Source organism: Streptomyces sp. NPDC056948, from assembly GCF_042674225.1.
GTDB lineage: Bacteria > Actinomycetota > Actinomycetes > Streptomycetales > Streptomycetaceae > Streptomyces > Streptomyces purpurascens.
In genome coordinates, this window is sequence record NZ_JBHUQX010000156.1 from 1 (window position 1) to 19730 (window position 19730).

Consider the following 19730-nt stretch of genomic DNA (forward strand, 5'->3'; position numbering starts at 1 on the left):
GCCCCAGGGCCGCCCGTGTCACCGCGGCCTTCTCCCCGGAGGTCCCGCCCGACTCCTCGGGCGGGAAGCCCACCGCCCGCCGGTTGTCGGGGTCGACCAGCGCCCGGTACTCGGCCTCCGTGCCCTGGTAGACGTCCGGGACACCCGGCATCGTGAGCTGGACCAGGGCCGTGCCCAGCACGTTCGCCCGGATGTGCGGCTCCAGCGAGCCCCGGAAGGCCGCCACCCGCTCGGCGGGCGCCCCGCACGGCCCGGCCGCCACGAACCGCTCCACCGCCTCCTCGTACGGCGGCTCCTGCTCGGTCCAGCTCGTGTACATGCCCGCCTCGCGCACATGCTTCAGCAACGCCCCCTGCACCCGCTCCGGCGACCCCGGCTCCGGGCCAAGGCCGAACACCGTCTGCCAGGCCGCCCACGCCAGTTGCGCGTCCGGCACGCCCTCGCCGGTGCGGGTCACCTCGGCGAGGACGTCGGCCCAGCGGTCGGGGCACTCGGTGAGCACGTTCAGCGCCGCCCGGACATCGCCGCTGCGCTTGGTGTCGTGCGTCGAGGCGACCGTCCCGCTCACCGGCCAGTCGCGCTGCACGCGCGCGCAGTACGCGTGGAACTCCTCCGGCGACAGCGCGGGAGAGCCCGGGTTCCCGCCCACCTCGGTCGCCGACAGCAGCGGCACGTACCGGTAGAACGCCGTGTCCTCCACGGACTTCGCCCGCAGCGCCGACGAGGTCTGCGCGAACCGGGTGCGGAACTCCACCTGCGCGGGCCCGTCGCCGTACCGCCCCAGCACCAGGTCCCGTACGACGTCCACCGCGCCGGCCTCCTCGGGCACGGCGAAGGCCTGCCGGGCCTCGGCCGCGGCCTCCTCGGTGACCACGGACGCGGCGTCGGCCGACTCGTAGGGCCGGTAGACGTCCAGGCGCACCAGGAGCTCCTGGAGCGCCGTGCGCAGCGCCCAGGGCGCGCGGTCGCGCAGGGCCGGCTCGGGCGAGGTCGCGCACAGCCTGCCCGCCACCCGGGTCAGCCGGTCCATCTCCGTGGCCAGCTCGTGCGTGAGGACCTTGTACGCCGCCCGTCGCACCGTCGCCTCCCACTGCCCGCCCCGGTCCGTCTGCGGGGCCGCGAACCGCCGGTACTGCCCCAGGAGGTCCCCGAACCCGGCCGGGTCCGTGAAGAGCCCGTCCACGTGCCGCAGGGCGTCGTAGCCGGTGGTCCCGGCGACGGGCCAGGACGCCGGCAGATGCTCACCGTCGGCCAGGATCTTCTCCACGACCGTCCAGCGGCCGCCCGTCGCCTCGTGCAGCCGCCCGAGGTAGTCGTCGGGGTCGGCGAGCCCGTCGGGATGGTCGACGCGCAGCCCGTCGATCACGCCCTCGTGCAGCAGCTCGAGGATCTTGCCGTGGGTGGCCTCGAACACCTCGGGGTCCTCCACCCGCACCCCGATCAGCTCCGAGATGCTGAAGAACCGCCGGTAGTTGAGCTCGGTCCGGGCCAGCCGCCACCACACCGGGCGGTACCACTGCGCGTCCAGCAGATGAGGCAGCGGCAGGTCCTCGGTGCCCTCGCGCAGGGGAAACACATGGTCGTAGTAGCGCAGGACGTCACCGTCGACGCGCAGCTCACCGAGCACCTCGCCCAGCGGCCCGCCGAGCACCGGGAGCAGCACCTGGCCGTCCTGGGCCTCCCAGTCGATGTCGAACCAGCGCGCGTACGGCGACTTGGGGCCCTCGCGCAGCACCTCCCACAGGGCGTGGTTGTGGCGCGGAGCCATGGCCATGTGGTTCGGGACGATGTCCGCCACCAGGCCGAGCCCGTGCTCACGCGCCGTGCGGGCCAGTGCCCGCAGCCCCTCCTCGCCGCCCAGCTCCCCACGCACGCGCGCGTGGTCGACGACGTCGTAGCCGTGCGTCGAGCCCGGCACAGCCTCCAGGACGGGGGACAGATGCAGATGCGAGACGCCGAGCGAGGCCAGGTACGGCACGACGGCCGCCGCGGCCCCGAAGGGGAAATCGGGCTGCAGCTGCAGCCGGTACGTGGCCGTGGGCACCACCGGGTCAGGTCGCTCAGGTGTCATGAACCGTACGTACCCGCCCCGCCGCCGTTCGTGTCATCGCCCGCGCCAGGTGCGCCGCGCGTCGCCCGGACGGGTGGCTCTTTCCGGACGACGCAGCGACGTTCCCGGGCGCTTCGAGGCGAGGCGGCAGGGGCGGCTACACGGGCCGCTGGAGCACCGTGAGGCTCCGGTCGGTCAGGGTCAGCCGGTCCCCGGCCTGCACCTTCTCGCCGGTGTCCGGCGGCACACCGTCGGCGTGGGCCGTGTCGACCACGACCAGCCACTGCCGCCCGTGGTCGACCGGCACCACGAACTCCAGCGTCTTCGGCGAGGCGTTGAACATCAGCAGGAAGGAGTCGTCGGAGATCCGCTCCCCGCGCGCGCCCGGCTCCGAGATCGCGTTGCCGTTGAGGAAGACCGTCAGCGCCGACGCCTGCGCCGAGTCCCAGTCCCGCTGGGTCATCTCCCGGCCCTCCGGAGTGAACCAGGCGATGTCGGACAGGTCGTCGTGCGTACCCTCCACGGGCCGCCCGTGGAAGAAGCGCCGCCTGCGGAAGACCGGGTGGTCCCTGCGCAGCCACACCATCGCGCGCGTGAAGGCCAGCAGCTGCCGGCTCAGGCTCCCCTCGGAGACCTCCCCCTCCTCACGGTCCTCACCGTCCTCGCCTTCCTCCGGCCACTCGACCCAGGCCAGTTCGTTGTCCTGGCAGTACGCGTTGTTGTTGCCGCGCTGGGTGCGGGCGAACTCGTCGCCGTGGCTGATCATGGGCACGCCCTGGGACAGCATCAGCGTCGCGATGAAGTTCCGCATCTGCCGGGCCCGCAGCCGCCGCACGTCCGGCTCGTCGGTCTCGCCCTCGGCCCCGCAGTTCCAGGACCGGTTGTGGCTCTCGCCGTCGCGGTTCTCCTCGCCGTTGGCCTCGTTGTGCTTGTCGTTGTACGCCACCAGGTCGTGCAGGGTGAAGCCGTCGTGGCAGGTCACGAAGTTGATGGAGGCCAGCGGGCGCCGTCCGTCGTCCTGGTACAGGTCGGACGAGCCGGTCAGCCGCGAGGCGAACTCCGCGAGGGTGCGCTGCTCGCCCCTCCACAGGTCGCGCACGGTGTCCCGGTACTTGCCGTTCCACTCGGTCCACAGCGGCGGGAAGTTCCCCACCTGGTAGCCGCCCTCGCCCACGTCCCACGGCTCGGCGATCAGCTTCACCTGCGAGACCACCGGGTCCTGCTGCACCAGGTCGAAGAACGACGACAGCCGGTCCACCTCGTGGAACTGCCGGGCCAGCGTCGCGGCGAGGTCGAAGCGGAACCCGTCGACATGCATCTCCGTGACCCAGTACCGCAGCGAGTCCATGATGAGCTGGAGTACGTGCGGGGACCGCATGAGCAGGGAGTTCCCTGTCCCTGTCGTGTCCATGTAGTAGCGGGGGTCGTCGGTGAGCCGGTAGTAGCGCGAGTTGTCCAGGCCCTTGAAGGACAGCGTCGGGCCCAGGTGGTTGCCCTCGGCGGTGTGGTTGTAGACCACGTCGAGGATCACCTCGATCCCGGCCTCGTGCAGCGCCTTCACCGCCGACTTGAACTCCAGGACCTGCTGGCCCCGGTCGCCCCAGGACGCGTAGGCGTTGTGCGGGGCGAAGAAGCCGATCGTGTTGTAGCCCCAGTAGTTGTTCAGGCCCATGTCGACCAGGCGGTGATCGTTCACGAACTGGTGTACGGGCATCAGCTCCAGGGCCGTGACCCCGAGCTCGGTGAGATGCTCGATGACCGCCGGGTGGGCGAGGGCCGCATAGGTGCCACGCAGCTCCTCCGGCAGCCCCGGGTGCCGCATGGTGAGGCCCTTGACATGGGCCTCGTAGATCACCGTGTGGTGGTACTCGGTGCGCGGGAGCCGGTCGTCGCCCCAGTCGAAGTACGGGTTGACCACGACCGACGTCATGGTGTGCGGCGCCGAGTCCAGGTCGTTGCGCCGGTCCGGCTCGTCGAAGTGGTAGCCGTACACCTCCTCGCCCCAGCCGATCGAACCGCTGATCGCACGCGCGTACGGGTCGAGCAGCAGCTTCGCGGAGTTGCAGCGCAGCCCGCGCTCCGGGGAGTACGGGCCGTGCACCCGGAACCCGTACCGCTGCCCCGGCATGATGCCCGGCACGTACGCGTGCCGTACGAACGCGTCGCTCTCCCGGAGCTCGATCGCCGTCTCCGAGCCGTCGTCGTGCAGCAGACACAGCTCTACTCGGTCCGCGGCCTCCGAGAAGACCGCGAAGTTGGTACCGGCACCGTCGTACGTGGCACCGAGTGGATACGCCTCTCCAGGCCAGACCTGCATGGATACGACTCTTTCAGGTGTGCGGCGCCGGTGGGGACGCCTTGGCCCCGAGTCTCCCTGAAAGTGAGGGAACCTCCTATGACTTATGTCCCTCTTACCGGGTGACCAGTGCATACGCGGTATGCCAAATAAATGGGGCAAGAATGTACTCCCGGGGCTGATGGGGGGAGTAAGGGGATGATGTGCGCAAGACAGTGCACCGTCACTTAGGCAAGCTGGTGGCCGGTACGGCCATCGCGGTGGCCGGGACAGCCGTGATGGTGGGGATCACCCTGCCGGGCACGGCGGGGGCGGACGAAACGGGGACCAGGGCGGGGCAGGCGGGCCAGGCGGGGCAGTCCGTCCGGCAGGAGTCCGGCGCGGACCGGGTCGTGGCGCCGGGGGTGGTGGAGGAGGCGCCCGCCGAAGGCGAGAAGGGCGCGGGCCGCGACCCGCTGACCGACGACGAGATGGAGCGGGTCGCGAAGATCGCCCTGAACCGGCAGCTCCTCCAGAGCAGTGAGGGCGTCGACGGGGAGCGCGGCCCGCAGCGTCTCGGCGTCGACCTCGCCGAACCGGAGGCCGACGAGGTCGGCGACCCGGACGCGCCGCGGCGCGCCGACGTGACGTTCTACGACTACCGGGACGACACCCTCGTCACCAGGACCGTCGACCTCGACACCGGCAAGGTGGTGCGGACCGGCACCCAGCACGGCGTCCAGCCGCCCCTGAGCGGCGACGAGAAGGCCGAGGCGGCCAGGCTGCTGATCGCCGACCCGCTCGGCGCGGGCCTCAAGGCCGACTACCGGGACGCCACCGGCAAGGAGCTCACCTCACCGGACCAGCTCCAGCTCAGCGGCGCCGTCTACCGGGCCGCGCCGGGCGCCCAGCCCGCCGTGCTCGACCGCTGCGGCGAGCACCGCTGCGTCCGGCTGTTCCCGAAGATCAAGAACGGGCCCTGGGTCGACGCGAGGTCGATCGTGATCGACCTGAGCGCCCGCAAGGCCGCCCGGCTCGACCGCTGACCCGCTCTCCTCGCTCTTACTCTCACTGTCAGGGAGTCACCTCGTCATGCGCGTGAACAGACACAGCAAGGTCCGCACCCGGGCGGCCGTGGGCCTGACCGTGGCCACGCTCGCCGCCGGCGTCACGGCAGGCGCGGGCCCTGCCACCGCCCAGCCGAAGGCCGCCCCCGCGGCAGCGGCCGCCGAGTGCAGCGCCGCCTACCGCGTCGAGCAGAAGCTCTCCACCGGCACGACCTGGCGGATGTGCTGGCGTTACGACGGCAAGGCCGGCCTCGTCCTGGAGAACATCTCGTACCAGCCCAAGGGCGAAGCCAAGCCGATCAAGGTCCTCAACAGCGCCAGGCTCGGCCAGATCCACGTCCCGTACGACGACGGGAACGTCGAGTACGACGACCTGACCGGGTTCGACTTCGCCCAGGGCCTGATGAACCTGGCGCCCGGCGAGTGCCCCGGCGGCACCATCAAGACGATCAAGGTCCCGGACTCCTGGAACGAGGACCCGAACGTCAAGGGCCTGTGCACCACCACCCGCTCCCGCGGCCACGCCTACCGCATGCAGGGCGACACCGCGAACAAGGTCTACCAGGCCCAGGGCAAGGACCTGCTCGTCTACACCGTGAACCAGGTCGGCTGGTACGAGTACATGACCGAGTGGCGCTTCCAGGACGACGGCACGATCACCATGAACGTCGGCGCCACCGGCAGCCTGTCGTGGGACGACTACGACGCCGGAGACGGCCGCGGCTGGCCGATCGGCAAGGGCGCGAACGCCGCCAAGGCCACCAGCCACAGCCACAACGCCTTCTGGCGGCTCGACTTCGCCCTCGACGGCTCCACCGCCAACAAGATCGAGCAGTACGACTCGACCGTCACCGCCCCGGCCACGGGCCAGCGCGCCCCGAGCACCAAGACGACCCGCACCAAGGTCACCAAGGAACTCGCCGGGGACAGCAAGAACTACCGCTGGTGGCGCGTCGTCAGCGCGGCCGGCAAGAACAAGGACGGGCACGCGCGCTCCTACGAGATCGTCCCCGGCCCGACGACCAAGTACCCGGGCCGCAGCTACACCAAGCACGACGTGTACTTCACCCAGTACAACAAGTGCGAGCTGTTCGCCAGCCACAACCCCGGCGACTGCGGTGCCGGAGCCGGCAACTCCGTCGACAAGTGGGTGAACGGTCAGGCCCTCAAGCACCCGGTGGTCTGGACGAACATCGGCTTCCACCACATAGCCCGGGACGAGGACCAGCAGCCCATGCCCGTCCACTGGCAGGGATTCTCCATCGCCCCGCGCGACGTCACCGCTATGAATCCGCTCACTCCGGCCGAGCTCGACTGGCAGAACGGGCACTGGCAGCCGCGGGGTTGAGAACTACCCTGCCCATCCGGCTGCACCGCCGACCGCTCCCGGAGTACCCTTCCTTGATCGTTGGGTGGGGCCAGGCCCCTCGGGAGGCTCGGGGGAGCGGAAGGCGGTGCGCGGGTGGGCTCGGGAGGGCTGGAGCTGCCCCCTGGTGACGAGGGTCACGAGGGGAACTCCACCGACGTCCCGACCGGTGCCGTGTCCCTGGCGCGGCCGATGGACGCGACGGGCTCGATCGGCCCGGAACTGGACTGGGACGCCGACGCCTGGCGCGAGGTGCGCACCCGCGCCCAGCGGGCCGGCCGCGCCTACATCTGGCTGAACCTCGTCGAACAGCGGCTGCGCGCGGTCGTCGCCGCCGTGCTGCGGCCCATCTACGAACCCGTCCACGGCGACGAATGGGTGGTGGCCGCAGCCGGACCCGCCGGGCAGGAATGGGTGCAGCGCGCCGTCGCCGTACGCGAGGTCAGCCGCCGCAAGGGCTATCTCCTCGACCCGGCCGACGACAACGTCCTGTCCTTCCTCACCCTGCCGCAGCTGCGCGAGCTGATGGTGCAGCACTGGCCCTGCTTCGAGCCCTATTTCGACGACCGCCGGGACGTCGAGCTCGCCCTGGACGAGCTGGAGGTCACCCGGAACGTCGTCTCCCGCAACCGGGCCCTGTCCGAGGCCGTCCTGAACCAGGCCGAGCGCGCCTCGGCCCGGCTGCTGGAGATGCTCGGCGCGGACGGTGACGTGCCATCCGCACGCCGGCTGCCCGTCGACGCCGTCGAGGACCTGGTCGGCGACCGGTACGCCGACGTGGTCGCCGTCCACCCGGACCGGGTGCGGCTGATGCGCCAGTTCCCGGCCGAGGACATCTTCGGCGGCGCCCGCCGCCTCGACGCCATCGGCATAGGCCTCAACCTGCTCGTGCAGAACTTCTCCGGCCGCCGGCTGGTGCGGCTGGCCGAGTCCGGCTGCCGGGTGCGGCTGCTGTTCCTCAACCCGGCCTCCAGCGCGGTCAAGCGGCGCGAGCGCGAACTGGGCATCAAGCGCGGCGAGCTCAGCCGGGCCGTCGAGATGAACATCCTGCACATGCGCCGGGTGCGCGCCCGGCTGCGCGACCCGGGTGCCTTCGAGATCCAGGTCTTCGACGAGACGCCCCGTTTCACGGCGTATCTGGTCGACGGCGACGGGGCGGACGGCATCGCGGTCGTGCAGAACTATCTGCGCCGGACACGCGGCATGGAGGCGCCGGTGTTCGTGCTGCGCAACGGCAGCAAGGTGGTCAAGCCGGGTGAGATCGACGAAAGCGGCCTCTTTCCCACATATCGCGAGGAGTTCGAGGTGATGTGGGCGGATTCGCGGCCGGTGTCGTGAACGGTGCCCCGCTGTGGGGCGGTTGTGGTGGTTCACCCGGCCGCCGCCGGGGGTAAGCGGAACGCGCTCCTCGGATTGTCAGTGGTGCATGCGAAGGTGGAGACCACTGGGGGACACCACCGGGGGACGCACCACAAGAAGGGGGACCGCCCATGGGCTGGCACCGGGAGCTGCTGATCGGCTTCGACCTGGAGACGACGGGCACCGATCCGCGCGAGGCGCGCATCGTCACGGGGGCCGTGATCGAGGTCAGGGGCGGGGAGCCGATGGGGCGCCGCGAGTGGCTGGCCGACCCGGGGGTGCCGATCCCCGAGGACGCGGTGGCGGTGCACGGCATCAGCAACGAACGCGCGGCGGCCGAGGGCAGACCGGCCGACCAGGTGGCGGACGCCCTCGCCGACGTCCTCACCTCCTACTGGAAGTCGGGCGTGCCGGTCGTCGCCTACAACGCGGCCTTCGACCTGACCCTGCTCTCCGCCGAGTTGCGGCGGTACGGACTGCCGTCCCTGCGTGACCGCCTGGGCGGCGTGGACCCCGCCCCGGTCATCGACCCGTACACCATCGACCGCTGGGTCGACCGCTACCGCCGCGGCAAGCGCAACCTCCAGGCGGTCTGCTCGGAGTACGGCGTGGTCCTCGACTCCGCCCACGACGCCACGGCCGACGCCCTGGCGGCGGCCCGTCTGGCCTGCGCGATAGCCGACCGCCACCCCAAGATCGCGAGCCTCGGCCCCGCCGACCTGCACCACCGCCAGATCGAGTGGTACGCGGAATGGGCGGCGGACTTCCAGCGCTTCCTGCGCGGCAAGGGCGACGCGACCGCGGTGGTGGACGGGGCGTGGCCCCTGCGGGAGTTGGCGGACGAGCCGGTCTGAGCGGGGCCCCGGGCCGTCAGAACGGATACCACCGCACCGTCTCGTCGCCCTCCCGCAACGACGCCACCCGCCGCTGGAACTCGGCCAGCGCCTTGGGATTGCTCGGTGCGTGCTGGGCCACCCACGCACAACTGGCCGTCTCCCGGGCGCCGCGCAGCACCGCGCACCCGTCCCACTCCCGGACATCCCACCCGTACGTCTCGGTGAACGAGCCGTACGCCTCGTCCGCGAGCCCGTACCGGTCATGGGACAGCGCCATCACCACCAGATCGTGCTCGCGCAGGTCGGAAGAGACCGTCTCCAGGTCGACCAGAACCGGCCCGTCCGGGCCGACATGCACATTGCGGGGCAGCGCGTCGCCGTGGATCGGCCCCGGCGGCAGCTGCGGCGTCAGCGCGGCGGCCTCCGTGGCGAAACCGTCCCGCCGCTCGCGCAGATACGCCGCGTCCGCGGGGTCGACCGCGTCGCCCGCGAGCCGCAGCCAGCGTTCCACACCGCCCAGCAGATCGCGGGCCGGCAGGTCGAAAGGAGGAAGAGGCGTGGCGTGCACGACCCGTAGCAGTTCGGCCAGATCCCGCGGCTCGGCGGGCCGTACGGCATCGGGCAGCCGGTGCCACACCGTCACCGGGTGCCCCTCGACCAGCAGCGCCTTCGGCTCGGCCGCCCGCACCGCGGGCACGCCCGCCTCGGCGAGCCACACCGCGATGTCCAGTTCGCGGCGCGCCCGGTCGAGGAGTTCGGCGTCGCGGCCGACCTTGACGACCAGGTCGCCGGCGGCGAACACCGCGTTCTCGCCCAGCGCCAGCAGCCGCGCCTCGCGGGCCGCGCCGCCCGGCACGCCCACCGCGGCCAGTACGTCCCGCGCCCGTGCCTCGTCCATCGTCCGCCTCCGTGGTCCAGGTCCTAGTACGTCACCGTCGGGTTCCGGCCATCCGTCCGTCAGTCTCCCATTCGCACAGGTGGGACCGTGTGCGCGGTGCCTTGACGCGGCAGGCCGCCTTCACGACCATGACCTGGCCCGTCCGAGCTGTGCAAAGGGGCTGATGCCGTGACGTCGGTGACCGAGGTGCGGAGACCGGCCGATCCGGCACCGGGGCGGGCCCGGCCCCGCCGGGCCGTGGACCACGGTGCCTGGTTCCTGGTGCTGCCCGCCCTGATCCCCATCCTCGTCCTCAGCGTCGGCCCGCTGCTGTACGGGATTCTGCTGGCCTTCACCGACGCCCAGTCGGGCCGCACCGCGCCCACGCAGTGGATCGGCGGCCTCAACTTCCGGGACCTGCTGCACGACACGCTGTTCTGGGAGTCCTTCCGGATCGGTCTGGTGTGGGCGGTCGGGGTGACCGTTCCGCAGTTCCTGCTCGCGCTGGGCCTCGCCCTGCTGCTCAACCAGGAGCTGCGGCTGCGCTGGCTGGCCCGTGCCCTGGCGATCATCCCGTGGGCCATGCCCGAGGTCGTCGTCGGCATCATGTGGCGGCTCGTCTACAACCCGGACGCGGGCATCCTCAACGAGACGCTGCGCGATGTCGGCCTGGGCGGCGGCCGCGACTGGCTCAGCGGGCTGGCGACCGCGCTTCCCGCCGTGATCCTCGTCGGCGTCTGGGCGGGCATGCCCCAGACGACGGTCGCGCTGCTCGCCGGGCTGCAGAACACCCCGCGCGAACTGCACGAGGCGGCGGCGGTCGACGGGGCGGGTGCCTGGCGCCGCTTCCGTACGGTCACCTGGCCCGCCCTCAGACCCATCGCCCTCGCCATCACCGCGCTCAACCTGATCTGGAACTTCAACTCCTTCGCCCTGGTCTATGTGCTCACCAACGGCGGTCCAGGCGGCCGGACCCGGCTGCCCATGCTCTTCGCCTACGAGGAGGCCTTCCGCTACGGGCAGTTCGGCTACGCGGCGGCGATGGGCTGCGTGATGGTGGCCGTGATCTCGATCGCCCTGGCCGTGTTCCTCGTCGGCCGCCTCAGGGGAGGTGACGACGCGTGAGGACCTCCGCACCGGCCCGCGTCGGCCAGTACACCGCGCTGCTCGCGTACCTCGTCTTCCTCGCCTTCCCGTTCCTCTGGCTGATCTCCACCGCGTTCAAGCCGCCGCGCGAGCTGGGCAGTCTGCATCCGACGTGGATCCCGAAGGACCCCACCCTCGCCAACTTCCGGCAGGCCTTCGACGAGCAGCCACTGCTGCACGCCGCCCTCAACTCCCTCGTCGCCGCGCTCGCGGCGGCGGTCATCGCCGTGCTGATCGCGACGCCGATGGCCTACGTCGTCGCCCGGCGGCGCACCCGGCCGGCGAAGGCGGTGACGGGCTGGGTGGTGGTCAGCCAGGCGTTCCCGTTCGTGCTGCTGATCATCCCGCTGTTCCTCGTACTGAAGAGCCTCCGAATGATCAACTCCGTGCCGGGTCTTGTGCTGGTGTACGTGGTGTGGGCGCTGCCCTTCGCGCTGTGGATGCTCGCCGGGTATGTGCGGGCCGTGCCGCCCGAGTTGGAGGAGGCCGCCGCGGTCGACGGGGCAGGCCGGGTGCGGACGCTGGTGTCGGTGACGGCGCCGCTGCTCGCGCCGGGCATCGTGGCGACGGGGCTGTTCGCGTTCATCACCGCGTGGAACGAGTTCTTCTTCGCGCTGGTGCTGCTCAAGACACCGGAGAAGCAGACCCTGCCGGTGGTGCTCACCCACTTCATCGGGGCCGAGGGCGTCGCCGACCTCGGTCCGCTCGCGGCGGCCGCGTTCCTCGCGACGCTGCCCTCGCTGGTCGTCTTCGCCCTCATCCAGCGGCGGATCACGGGCGGCATGCTCACCGGGGCGGTGAAGAGCTGATGCGCGCCCGTCTGCTGGCCCTGGTCCTCCTGTTGCTCCTCGCCGGCTGCTCGTCCGGCGGCACCCGCGACGACGGCCGGATCACTCTGCGCTTCCAGTCCCTGGCCTGGCAGGAGGAGTCCGTCGAGGCCAACAAGGCCCTGGTGAAGGAGTGGAACGCCACCCACCCGGACGTCCGGGTCGAGTACGTCCAGGGCACCTGGGACAGCGTCCACGACCAGCTCCTCACCGCCTTCGAGGGCGGGGAGGCACCCGACATCATCCACGACGCCTCCGACGACCTGGCGGACTTCGCCTACGGCGGCTACCTGGCCGATCTCACCGACCTGCTGCCCGCGCGGCTGAAGTCGGACATTCCCGCTCGCAGTTGGGAGACGACCACCTTCGGGGGCGGCATCTACGGCGTGCCGTTCCTCCAGGAGCCACGGGTGCTGATCGCCAACGCGAAGTGGCTCCGGCAGTCCGGGGTGCGGATCCCGACCCCCGAGAAGCCGTGGAGCTGGGCCGAGTTCCGCCGGATCACCGAACGCCTCAGCGGCCGGGGGAAGTACGGCATCGCCTGGCCGCTGAAGGAGCCCGTCTCCGCCACGCTCAACCTCTCCCTGTCGGCGGGCGGACAGCTTTTCCACCGCGGGCCGGACGGCAAGGTGACGGTCCGGTTCGGGACGGCCGACCAGGTGGTGCCGCGCACCATCCACGAGCAGGTCGGCACCGACCGCAGCGCCTCGCCCACGACCCTGGGCAGTGGCGGCTCGGACACCCTGCCCGGCTTCTTCGGCGGCAGATACGCGATGGTCCCGCTCGGCTTCTCCTACCGTCAGCAGATCGTGCAGCAGGCGCCGAAGGGCTTCGAATGGCAGGTGCTGCCCGCCCCGGCCGGCGCCGGAGGGCTCACTCAGGGCGTCAGCCCGCAGACCCTGTCCGTCGCCGAGGACTGCCCGCACAAGAAGGAGGCCGCCGCCTTCATCGACTTCCTCCTCAGACCGCCGAACATGGTCCGCCTCGCCCTCGGCGACTGGATGCTGCCCACCGGCACCCGGGCGCTGGGCGACCCGGCCCTGCGCACGTCCGAGCACGGCTGGGCCACCGGCACCGCCCTCGCCGGGCAGCTGCGCCCGGCGCCCGCGCAGACGGTGCGGGGCTACCCCGAGTGGAAGGACAAGGTGGCGACCCCGGCACTGCAGGAGTACTACAGCGGCGCCATCGGACTGGGAGAACTGCGCGAACGGCTCGAGGAGGACGGCAACCTGGTGCTGGCGCGCTATCAGCGCTGACGGCGTCGCCGGTCCGGCTCCGTTCAAGGCACTGTGGGCCCCGTGAGGTACCGGCCCTGCTCGTCGTAGGGCCAGACATTGGGCGCGCAGCCGCGCATGCCCTTGATCTGCTGCATCATCGCGGGGGCCGGCTTGCCGGGGCCGGGGCAGCCGACGTGGCCGTGGCCGAGGAAGTGGCCGACCTCGTGGTTGATGATGAGGGCGCGGTAGGCCTTGACGTCCTTGGCATAGACGGGAGTCGCCAGGAGCCAGCGCTTGAGGTTGACCATGACGTTCTTGGCGACGTTGCAGTTGACCTCGCCGCCGGTGTCGAGGCCGTACTGTCCGCAGATCTTGTCCACGGTCCCGGCGGTGGCGACCTTCACGACGAAGTCGGTGGGCCCGCTCGACACCCGCCGGAACGCCGAACGGCCGTCCGCCGTCCAGCCGCGCCGGTCGGCCAGGACGTTCTCCACCTGCTCGGCTACGTCCGAGGCGGACAGATCGATGCCGTCCTCGACATCGACCCGGTAGCGCAGGGTCGTGCCCTGCCCCACCTTGGAGCCCGAGCCCGCGGCGACGGTGAAGGTGCCGGGGCCCGTGGCCGGGATCTCCGGCCGTGCGGAGGTGGAGGACGAGGGCGAGGCGGACGGGGAGGACGGGTCCGACGGGGTGATGGGCCTGGCCGGGGCGGTGGTGGCCGGGGAGTCCGGCGGGGGCTCGGTCGCCGGGCCGGAGCCGCCCTCGGCCGTCGTTCCTCCGGACTTCGCCGACGTCCATTCCACCGCCGCGAATCCGGCGGCCCCGAGCAGCGCCAGCGCGGACAGACCCGCTAACAGCGGGCCCTTCCGGCCGCGCCGCCCGGCGGAGTGCGCGGGGCCACCGCTCCTGCGGCGGCTGCGGGACGGGGGTGTGGAGTGCGCGGTCATGGTCGTTCAGATTGCGAGGGTCATGTGATCGCACTTGGCGCGAATGGTAACGGAAAGATAACGAAGCTCTGCCCGGGAGGTCTGTGTGATCATCCGGTAACAGGAGCCCGTCCGTGTGCGGGCCTGCGGATACTGAGCCCATGCCACGAGTTCTGCTGATCGAAGACGACCGCGCCGTCCGTGAAGGAGTCGCCCTCGCCCTGCGCCGCCAGGGGCACGACGTCGCCGCCGCCGAGACGGGGGAGGAGGGGCTGGAGCGGCTGCGGTCCTTCCGGCCGGACGTCGTGGTGCTCGATCTGATGCTGCCCGGCATGCCGGGCCTGGACGTGTGCCGTGCCATGCGGGCCCTGGACCAGACGCTGCCGATCCTGATGGCGACCGCGCGCGGTGACGATGTGGACATCGTCGTAGGTCTGGAGGCCGGAGCCGACGACTACGTCGTCAAGCCCGTGCAGGCCCGGGTCCTCGAGGCGCGCATCCGGGCCGTGCTGCGCCGGGCGACGGCCGTGGCGGCGGCCGACGGGGGCATACCGAAGATCGACACATACGGCGAGCTGGCCATCGACCGCGCCGGGCACGCGGTCACCTGGCAGGGCGCCCCGGTCCCGCTCGCCCCGTCCGAACTGCGGCTGCTGCTGACGCTGTCCGCCGCGCCCGGCCAGGTGTTCAGCCGGCAGCAACTCCTCGAAGCGGTCTGGGAACACAGCTACCACGGCGACGCGCGCCTGGTGGACGCCTGCGTCAGAAGGCTGCGGGCCAAGATGGGCGAGCCCTCGCGCGAGCCGCGCTACATCCAGACCGTGCGCGGCTTCGGCTACCGGTTCGTGTCCCCGTGAGGAACCTCTCCGCGAGCAACGCCTCCGCGAGGAACGCCTTGTTCCCACGTCTGCGCGGCCTGTTCCCCCGCCTGCGGGGGCTGCGCACGCGCCTGGTGGTGGCGTTCGCGCTCGTCGCCGCGCTCACCGCGGCGACCACCGGCACCCTGAGCTTCCGGGAGGCGCGCACGGGTGTGCTCCAGCAGAGCCAGGACACCGTGATCAAGCTGCTGCGCACCCAGGTCGACCGGCTCGCCCCGCAGCTCTCCTTCCCCCCGGCCGAGGCCGAACTGCGGCGCTTCGCCGCCGATGTGGCCCGCGCCGAGCCGTCCGGGAACTGGCGGGTGCTGGCCGCCTACGAGGGGCTGAGTGCCACGTCCCTCCCCGGCGACCGGTTCGAAGAGCTGACGCCCGGTCTGCGCGAGGCCGTGGACTCCAGTCCGGCCACCGTCTTCCAGCGGGTGAACACCGGTGACCACACCTCGCTCGTCGTCGGCATGTCGGTCACCTTCGCCGGCGAGGAGAACCGCGGGATCGCCTCGGGGGTCCAGGTCTTCCTCACGGTCCCGCAGGCCACCGAACAGCGGTACGTGGACGCCCTGGTCACCGCCGTGGAGCGGGCCACCGTGCCCGCGCTGGGCGTCGCCGTGCTGCTCGCGCTGCTCGCCGCACGCGGGGTGCTGCGGCCGGTGCGCGCACTGCGGCACGCCACCCGCAGCATCGCCCAAGGACGGCTGGACACCCGGCTCGCGGTCAACGGCTCCGACGAACTCGCCGATCTGTCCCACACGTTCAACGAGACGGCCGCCGCCCTGGAGGAGTCGGTGGCCGAACTGCGCGGCATGGAGGCCCGGGCCCGCCGGTTCGCCGCGGACGTCTCGCACGAACTGCGCACCCCGCTGGCCGCCATGGCGGCGGTCACCGACGTCCTCGACGAGGACGCCGCCCGTCTCGACCCGGACACCGCCACCGCGGTCCGGCTGATCAGCGAGGAGACCGTGAAGCTGGCCCGTCTCGTGGACGACCTGATGGAGATCTCCCGCTTCGACGCGGGCGCCGCGGTGCTGCACCTGGACGAGATCGACCTCGCCGAGTCCCTGCGCCGCACCCTCGCCGACCGTGCCTGGGCCGGCCTGGTGGACGCCGACCTGCCGCCGCCGGACGCCGTACGCGGCCGGGTCGACCCGCGCCGGCTCGACGTCGTGGTGGCGAACCTGGTCGGCAACGCCCTCCGGCACGGAGCCCGGCCGGTCCGTCTGCGCCTGCGCGCGGACGGCGAGCGGTCGGCGGTCATCGAAGTACTGGACAGCGGTCCCGGCATCCCCGAGGACGTCCTGCCGCACGTCTTCGAGCGCTTCTACAAGTCGGACACCGCCCGCACCCGCACCGAGGGCAGTGGTCTGGGTCTCGCCATCACCGCGGAGAACGTCCGGGTGCACGGCGGCAGCGTCCGGGCGGCCAACCGTCCCGAGGGCGGCGCGGTGTTCACCGTCGAACTCCCGCTGCTGCGGGACGAGCCGGCCCGTGAGGAGTACCTGTGACGGCCCGGCGCCGAGCCGCGCTGCTGGTCGTCCCGGCACTGTGCGGGCTCGCCTCCTGCGGCATCCCGGCCACCGGCGTGGTGGAGGCGGGCGGTCCCGCCGGCGGGGTCGTGCCGACGGTACGGGTCTACTTCGTGGCGGACGGCGTGCCCGCGCCCGTCACGCGCAGGGTCGTCACCCCGATCGGCGCCGCGTCGGCCGTGGAGGTGCTGCTGCAAGGGCCAACTGCGGAGGAACAGGCCGCCGGGCTGAAGTCGTTGCTGCCGCTGACCGGGGCGGACCCGCCGACAGCCGTCCCGGCCGAACCTGACCGGCCGTCGGCCACGGAGGCTTCTCGGGTGCCGGACACGGAGGTCCCGCGGGCGCCGGCCACGGAGGTCCCGCGGGCGGCCGGAGTCACGGACTTCGCGAAGGTCACGACGCGGGACAACCGGGTGTCCATCGAGCTGTCCCTGTCCTCCGCCGGCGATCTGCCCGGCCTCGCGGTGGCCCAGTTGATCTGCACCGCCGTCGAGGCCCACCGCGTCGCCGCCCCCGGGGACGAGGAGGTGACGGCCACGGTCGCCGGACAGGACGGCCGCCGCATCGAGGGCACGGCGGCGCGCTGCCCCGCCGAGTGACCGGCGCCTCCGGTCCGCGCTCACTCGGCACAAAAAGATTGCACGAGACGTATCGTCTCGCTTAGGGTCGGCGCATGACCAGTCGCGCGCACATCGCCATGTTCTCCATCGCCGCCCACGGCCACGTGAACCCGAGCCTCGAGGTGATCCGCGAACTCGTGGCGCGCGGCCACCGGGTGACCTACGCGATCCCGCCGGTCTTCGCGGAGAAGGTCGCGGACACCGGTGCCGAGGTGAAGCCCTGGAACTCCACGCTGCCCTCGCCCGACGACGACCCCGAGGCCTGGGGGAGCACGCTGCTGGACAACGTGGAGCCGTTCCTCGACGACGCGATCCAGGCCCTCCCGCAGCTGATCGAGGCCTACGAGGGCGACGAGCCGGACCTCGTGCTGCACGACATCGCCTCCTACCCGGCCCGCGTCCTGGCCCACCGCTGGGGCGTGCCCGCGATCTCCCTGTCACCGGCCATGGTCGCCTGGGAGGGGTACGAGAAGGAGGTCGCCGAGCCCATGTGGGAGGAGCCGAAGAAGACCGAGCGCGGGCGCGCCTACTACGCCCGGTTCCAGGCCTGGCTGGAGGAGAACGGGATCACCCGGCACCCCGACCCGTTCGCGGGCCGTCCCGACCGCTCGATCGTCCTGATCCCCAAGGCGCTCCAGCCGAACGCGGACCGTGTCGACGAGACCGTGTACTCCTTCGTCGGAGCCTGCCAGGGCGAGCGCCCCGCCGAGGGCGGCTGGCAGCGGCCGGCCGGTGCCGAGAAGGTCGCGCTCGTCTCCCTCGGGTCCGCCTTCACCAAGCAGCCCGGCTTCTACCGGGAGTGCGTCAAGGCGTTCGGCGACCTGCCCGGCTGGCATCTGGTGCTGTCGATCGGCAAGCACGTCGACCCGGCCGACCTCGGTGAAGTCCCCGCCAATGTCGAGGTGCGCTCCTGGGTGCCGCAGTTGGCGATCCTGAAGCAGGCCGACCTGTTCGTGACGCACGCCGGCGCGGGCGGCAGCCAGGAGGGCCTGGCCACCGCCACGCCGATGATCGCCGTACCGCAGGCCGTGGACCAGTTCGGCAACGCGGAGATGCTCCGGAACCTCGGCGTCGCCCGGTACCTCGCCACGGAGGAGGCGACCGGCGAGGCCCTGCGCGAGGCGGCCCTCGCCCTCGTCGACGACCCGGAGGTCGCCCGTCGCCTGAAGATCGAGGCGGAGCTGCTCAAGGAGGGCGGTACGCACCGCGCGGCCGACCTCATCGAGGCCGGACTGCCCGCTCGTCAGGGCTAGCCGAGGCGCTCCTCGCGCGCCGGGCCGTCACACCGCGACGGCCTGGCGGGTGAGGGTCTGGCGGGCCTGGTCGAGCGTGGCGTCCATGCGCGCCGCCTGCCCCTTGGTGAACATGAACATCGCGGCGTCGTCGGTGTAGTCCATGTAGTTCATGAACATGTCGCCGTTCGGCCCGTTGCCGCACGTCACACGGGGGAAGTCGGGTGAACCGAGGTTCGGCCCCGCCTGGTTGGGGGTGTCCGACACGAAGTCGCTGCCGCTGCACCCCTCGTCGTCGTCGCCCCAGATGTGCCGCAGGTTCAGCCAGTGCCCGATCTCGTGCACGGCCGTGCGGCCGCCGTCGAACGGTGCCTTGGCGGTGCCGGTGGTCCCGAAGGCGGAGGTGGTGACGACCACCCCGTCCGTGGAGGCGGCGCCGCCCGGGAACTGGGCGTAGCCCAGCAGTCCCCGGCGCAGCGGGCTGACCCAGAGGTTCAGGTAGATGTCCGCGGGCCAGGCGTCCCGGCCCCCGCTCAGGCTGAACTTGACCAGGTCGTCCGTGCCCCAGTCCCGGGTCGAGGACTGGGTCCGTGTGATGCCGCTGGTGGGGCGGCCCAGCGGGTCGGTCCGGGCGAGGTGGAACTGCAGGCGCACATCGGCGACGAGGTCCTGCCAGGCCGCCGGAACCTTGTTGACGTCCGGGTTGCCCGCCCGGAAGTCCTGGTTGAGCACCTCGATCTGACTCTGGATCTGGGCGTCGCTCACGTTCTGCTCGGGGGTGCTGTGCACGACGTGCACGACGACGGGGATGTCTACGAGGCTCTGCCGGGAGGTGCCCCGCTCCAGTTGCTCGTAGGTGAACGCGGTGTTCTCGACCAGGGCCCGGTTCTCGGCGTACTCCGGGTTCAGGTCGAGGAGTCTGCGGTGTACCTCCATGGCGCCGCACCAGCGGCTGTAGTCGGCGGAGGTGACGCGGAGATAGGACTGGGCATCGGACATGACTGCCCCTCGGGTGAGCTGAGGATGGTGCCGCGCACGCGGCTGTGGAGGTGCGCGTCTGACACGCGCCGCGAAGGACGGGCCACGCCGGGCGGAGCGGTCGGTTGCCCGTTCCCTCCGAACCCATACACTGATAATCCTAGTCACTTAGGTACAAGACCGGCAATGTGAACGACTTTGGGCGAGTGAGGTGGCCGGGTCATGCGAGAGCCCTCGTCGGACCTGTTCCGTTCCTGGATCCATTCCTACGAGGAGGACCACGAGGACGTGCGGGTGTACCGGCCCGACGACTACCCCTTCCCGCCGGCGCGCGGGCGCCGCGGGATGGAGTTCGCGCCCGACGGCACCTTCGTCGACCACCCGCTGGGACGCGGTGACGCTCCCGGCGCCGTGCCCGGCCGCTGGCGGCTCGTGGCGGACCGTCATATCGCGCTCACCTTCGACGGAGCCCGCCCGGACCGGGAGCTGGAGATCGTGCGCTGCGACGAGAGCGTGCTGCACGTGCGCCGACTCACGAACTGAGAGGGCCCGTTGG

17 protein-coding genes are annotated in these 19730 nt (G+C 71.7%); 12 read left to right on the plus strand and 5 right to left on the minus strand.

Annotation, left to right across the window (positions count from 1 at the left end; genetic code table 11):
• Both treY and glgX read right to left on the minus strand, forming a co-directional pair.
• Positions 1-2071 (minus strand): malto-oligosyltrehalose synthase (treY, locus tag ACFTZL_RS21040; protein WP_382584814.1); only part of this gene is annotated, 2071 nt, incomplete at its 3' end.
• Between the two features lie 136 nt (positions 2072-2207).
• Positions 2208-4367 carry a glycogen debranching protein GlgX gene (glgX, locus tag ACFTZL_RS21045; RefSeq protein WP_382584817.1) on the minus strand — a complete coding sequence of 720 codons (2160 nt, stop codon included), beginning with the start codon at positions 4365-4367 and terminating at the stop codon, positions 2208-2210.
• 182 nt (positions 4368-4549) lie between these two features.
• Between glgX and ACFTZL_RS21050 the strand changes: the two genes are divergently transcribed.
• The 4 genes from ACFTZL_RS21050 to ACFTZL_RS21065 all read left to right on the plus strand — a co-directional run bounded on the left by ACFTZL_RS21050 (position 4550) and on the right by ACFTZL_RS21065 (position 8971).
• On the plus strand, positions 4550-5371 hold the full coding sequence (locus ACFTZL_RS21050; RefSeq protein WP_382584819.1) for a Tat pathway signal sequence domain protein: 822 nt from the start codon (positions 4550-4552) through the stop codon (positions 5369-5371).
• A gap of 46 nt (positions 5372-5417) precedes the next feature.
• Positions 5418-6740 (plus strand): copper amine oxidase, encoded by a 1323-nt coding sequence (locus ACFTZL_RS21055; RefSeq protein WP_382584822.1) that lies wholly within the window; start codon positions 5418-5420, stop codon positions 6738-6740.
• 114 nt (positions 6741-6854) lie between these two features.
• Positions 6855-8096, plus strand: a complete 1242-nt coding sequence (locus ACFTZL_RS21060; protein WP_382584825.1) for an SAV2148 family HEPN domain-containing protein — start codon at positions 6855-6857, stop codon at positions 8094-8096.
• Positions 8097-8248: 152 nt separating this feature from the next.
• Positions 8249-8971: a 3'-5' exonuclease gene (locus ACFTZL_RS21065; protein WP_382584828.1), complete on the plus strand. Its 723-nt coding sequence runs from the start codon at positions 8249-8251 to the stop codon at positions 8969-8971.
• Positions 8972-8987: 16 nt separating this feature from the next.
• On the opposite strand, the gene ACFTZL_RS21070 is transcribed toward ACFTZL_RS21065, so the two are convergent.
• Positions 8988-9851, minus strand: coding sequence for a phosphotransferase enzyme family protein (locus ACFTZL_RS21070; protein WP_382584831.1), 864 nt, complete (start codon positions 9849-9851; stop codon positions 8988-8990).
• 168 nt (positions 9852-10019) lie between these two features.
• Here ACFTZL_RS21070 and ACFTZL_RS21075 point away from each other — a divergent pair, with 168 nt between their 5' ends.
• From ACFTZL_RS21075 to ACFTZL_RS21085, 3 genes are read left to right on the plus strand one after another with little or no spacing between them, the layout of a single operon-like run.
• Positions 10020-10955, plus strand: coding sequence for a carbohydrate ABC transporter permease (locus ACFTZL_RS21075; protein WP_382584834.1), 936 nt, complete (start codon positions 10020-10022; stop codon positions 10953-10955).
• The gene (locus ACFTZL_RS21080; protein WP_382584837.1) at positions 10952-11785 is read left to right on the plus strand and encodes a carbohydrate ABC transporter permease; all 834 of its coding nucleotides are present in this window, start codon (positions 10952-10954) and stop codon (positions 11783-11785) included. The genes ACFTZL_RS21075 and ACFTZL_RS21080 overlap by 4 nt, the downstream gene beginning before the upstream one ends.
• Complete coding sequence (locus ACFTZL_RS21085) at positions 11785-13059, plus strand: ABC transporter substrate-binding protein (protein ID WP_382584840.1); 1275 nt, start codon at positions 11785-11787, stop codon at positions 13057-13059. Before ACFTZL_RS21080 ends, ACFTZL_RS21085 begins: the two co-directional genes overlap by 1 nt.
• Before the next feature lie 23 nt (positions 13060-13082).
• Here the strand turns inward: ACFTZL_RS21085 and ACFTZL_RS21090 are convergent, their stop codons facing one another.
• Positions 13083-13967 (minus strand): DUF3152 domain-containing protein, encoded by an 885-nt coding sequence (locus ACFTZL_RS21090; RefSeq protein WP_382584843.1) that lies wholly within the window; start codon positions 13965-13967, stop codon positions 13083-13085.
• A gap of 140 nt (positions 13968-14107) precedes the next feature.
• On the opposite strand from ACFTZL_RS21090, the gene ACFTZL_RS21095 reads away from it, so the two are divergent.
• The 4 genes from ACFTZL_RS21095 to mgt all read left to right on the plus strand — a co-directional run bounded on the left by ACFTZL_RS21095 (position 14108) and on the right by mgt (position 18217).
• On the plus strand, positions 14108-14803 hold the full coding sequence (locus tag ACFTZL_RS21095; protein WP_382584846.1) for a response regulator transcription factor: 696 nt from the start codon (positions 14108-14110) through the stop codon (positions 14801-14803).
• A gap of 95 nt (positions 14804-14898) precedes the next feature.
• On the plus strand, positions 14899-16323 hold the full coding sequence (locus tag ACFTZL_RS21100) for an ATP-binding protein (protein WP_382584861.1): 1425 nt from the start codon (positions 14899-14901) through the stop codon (positions 16321-16323).
• Entirely contained in the window at positions 16320-16943 is a 624-nt protein-coding gene (locus ACFTZL_RS21105) for a hypothetical protein (RefSeq protein ID WP_382584849.1), read from the plus strand. The genes ACFTZL_RS21100 and ACFTZL_RS21105 overlap by 4 nt, the downstream gene beginning before the upstream one ends.
• A gap of 74 nt (positions 16944-17017) precedes the next feature.
• The gene (gene mgt, locus ACFTZL_RS21110; RefSeq protein WP_382584852.1) at positions 17018-18217 is read left to right on the plus strand and encodes a macrolide-inactivating glycosyltransferase; all 1200 of its coding nucleotides are present in this window, start codon (positions 17018-17020) and stop codon (positions 18215-18217) included.
• Between the two features lie 27 nt (positions 18218-18244).
• Here the strand turns inward: mgt and ACFTZL_RS21115 are convergent, their stop codons facing one another.
• On the minus strand, positions 18245-19195 hold the full coding sequence (locus tag ACFTZL_RS21115) for a zinc metalloprotease (protein WP_382584855.1): 951 nt from the start codon (positions 19193-19195) through the stop codon (positions 18245-18247).
• A gap of 201 nt (positions 19196-19396) precedes the next feature.
• On the opposite strand from ACFTZL_RS21115, the gene ACFTZL_RS21120 reads away from it, so the two are divergent.
• Positions 19397-19717 (plus strand): hypothetical protein, encoded by a 321-nt coding sequence (locus ACFTZL_RS21120; protein WP_382584858.1) that lies wholly within the window; start codon positions 19397-19399, stop codon positions 19715-19717.
• Positions 19718-19730 lie beyond the last annotated feature (13 nt).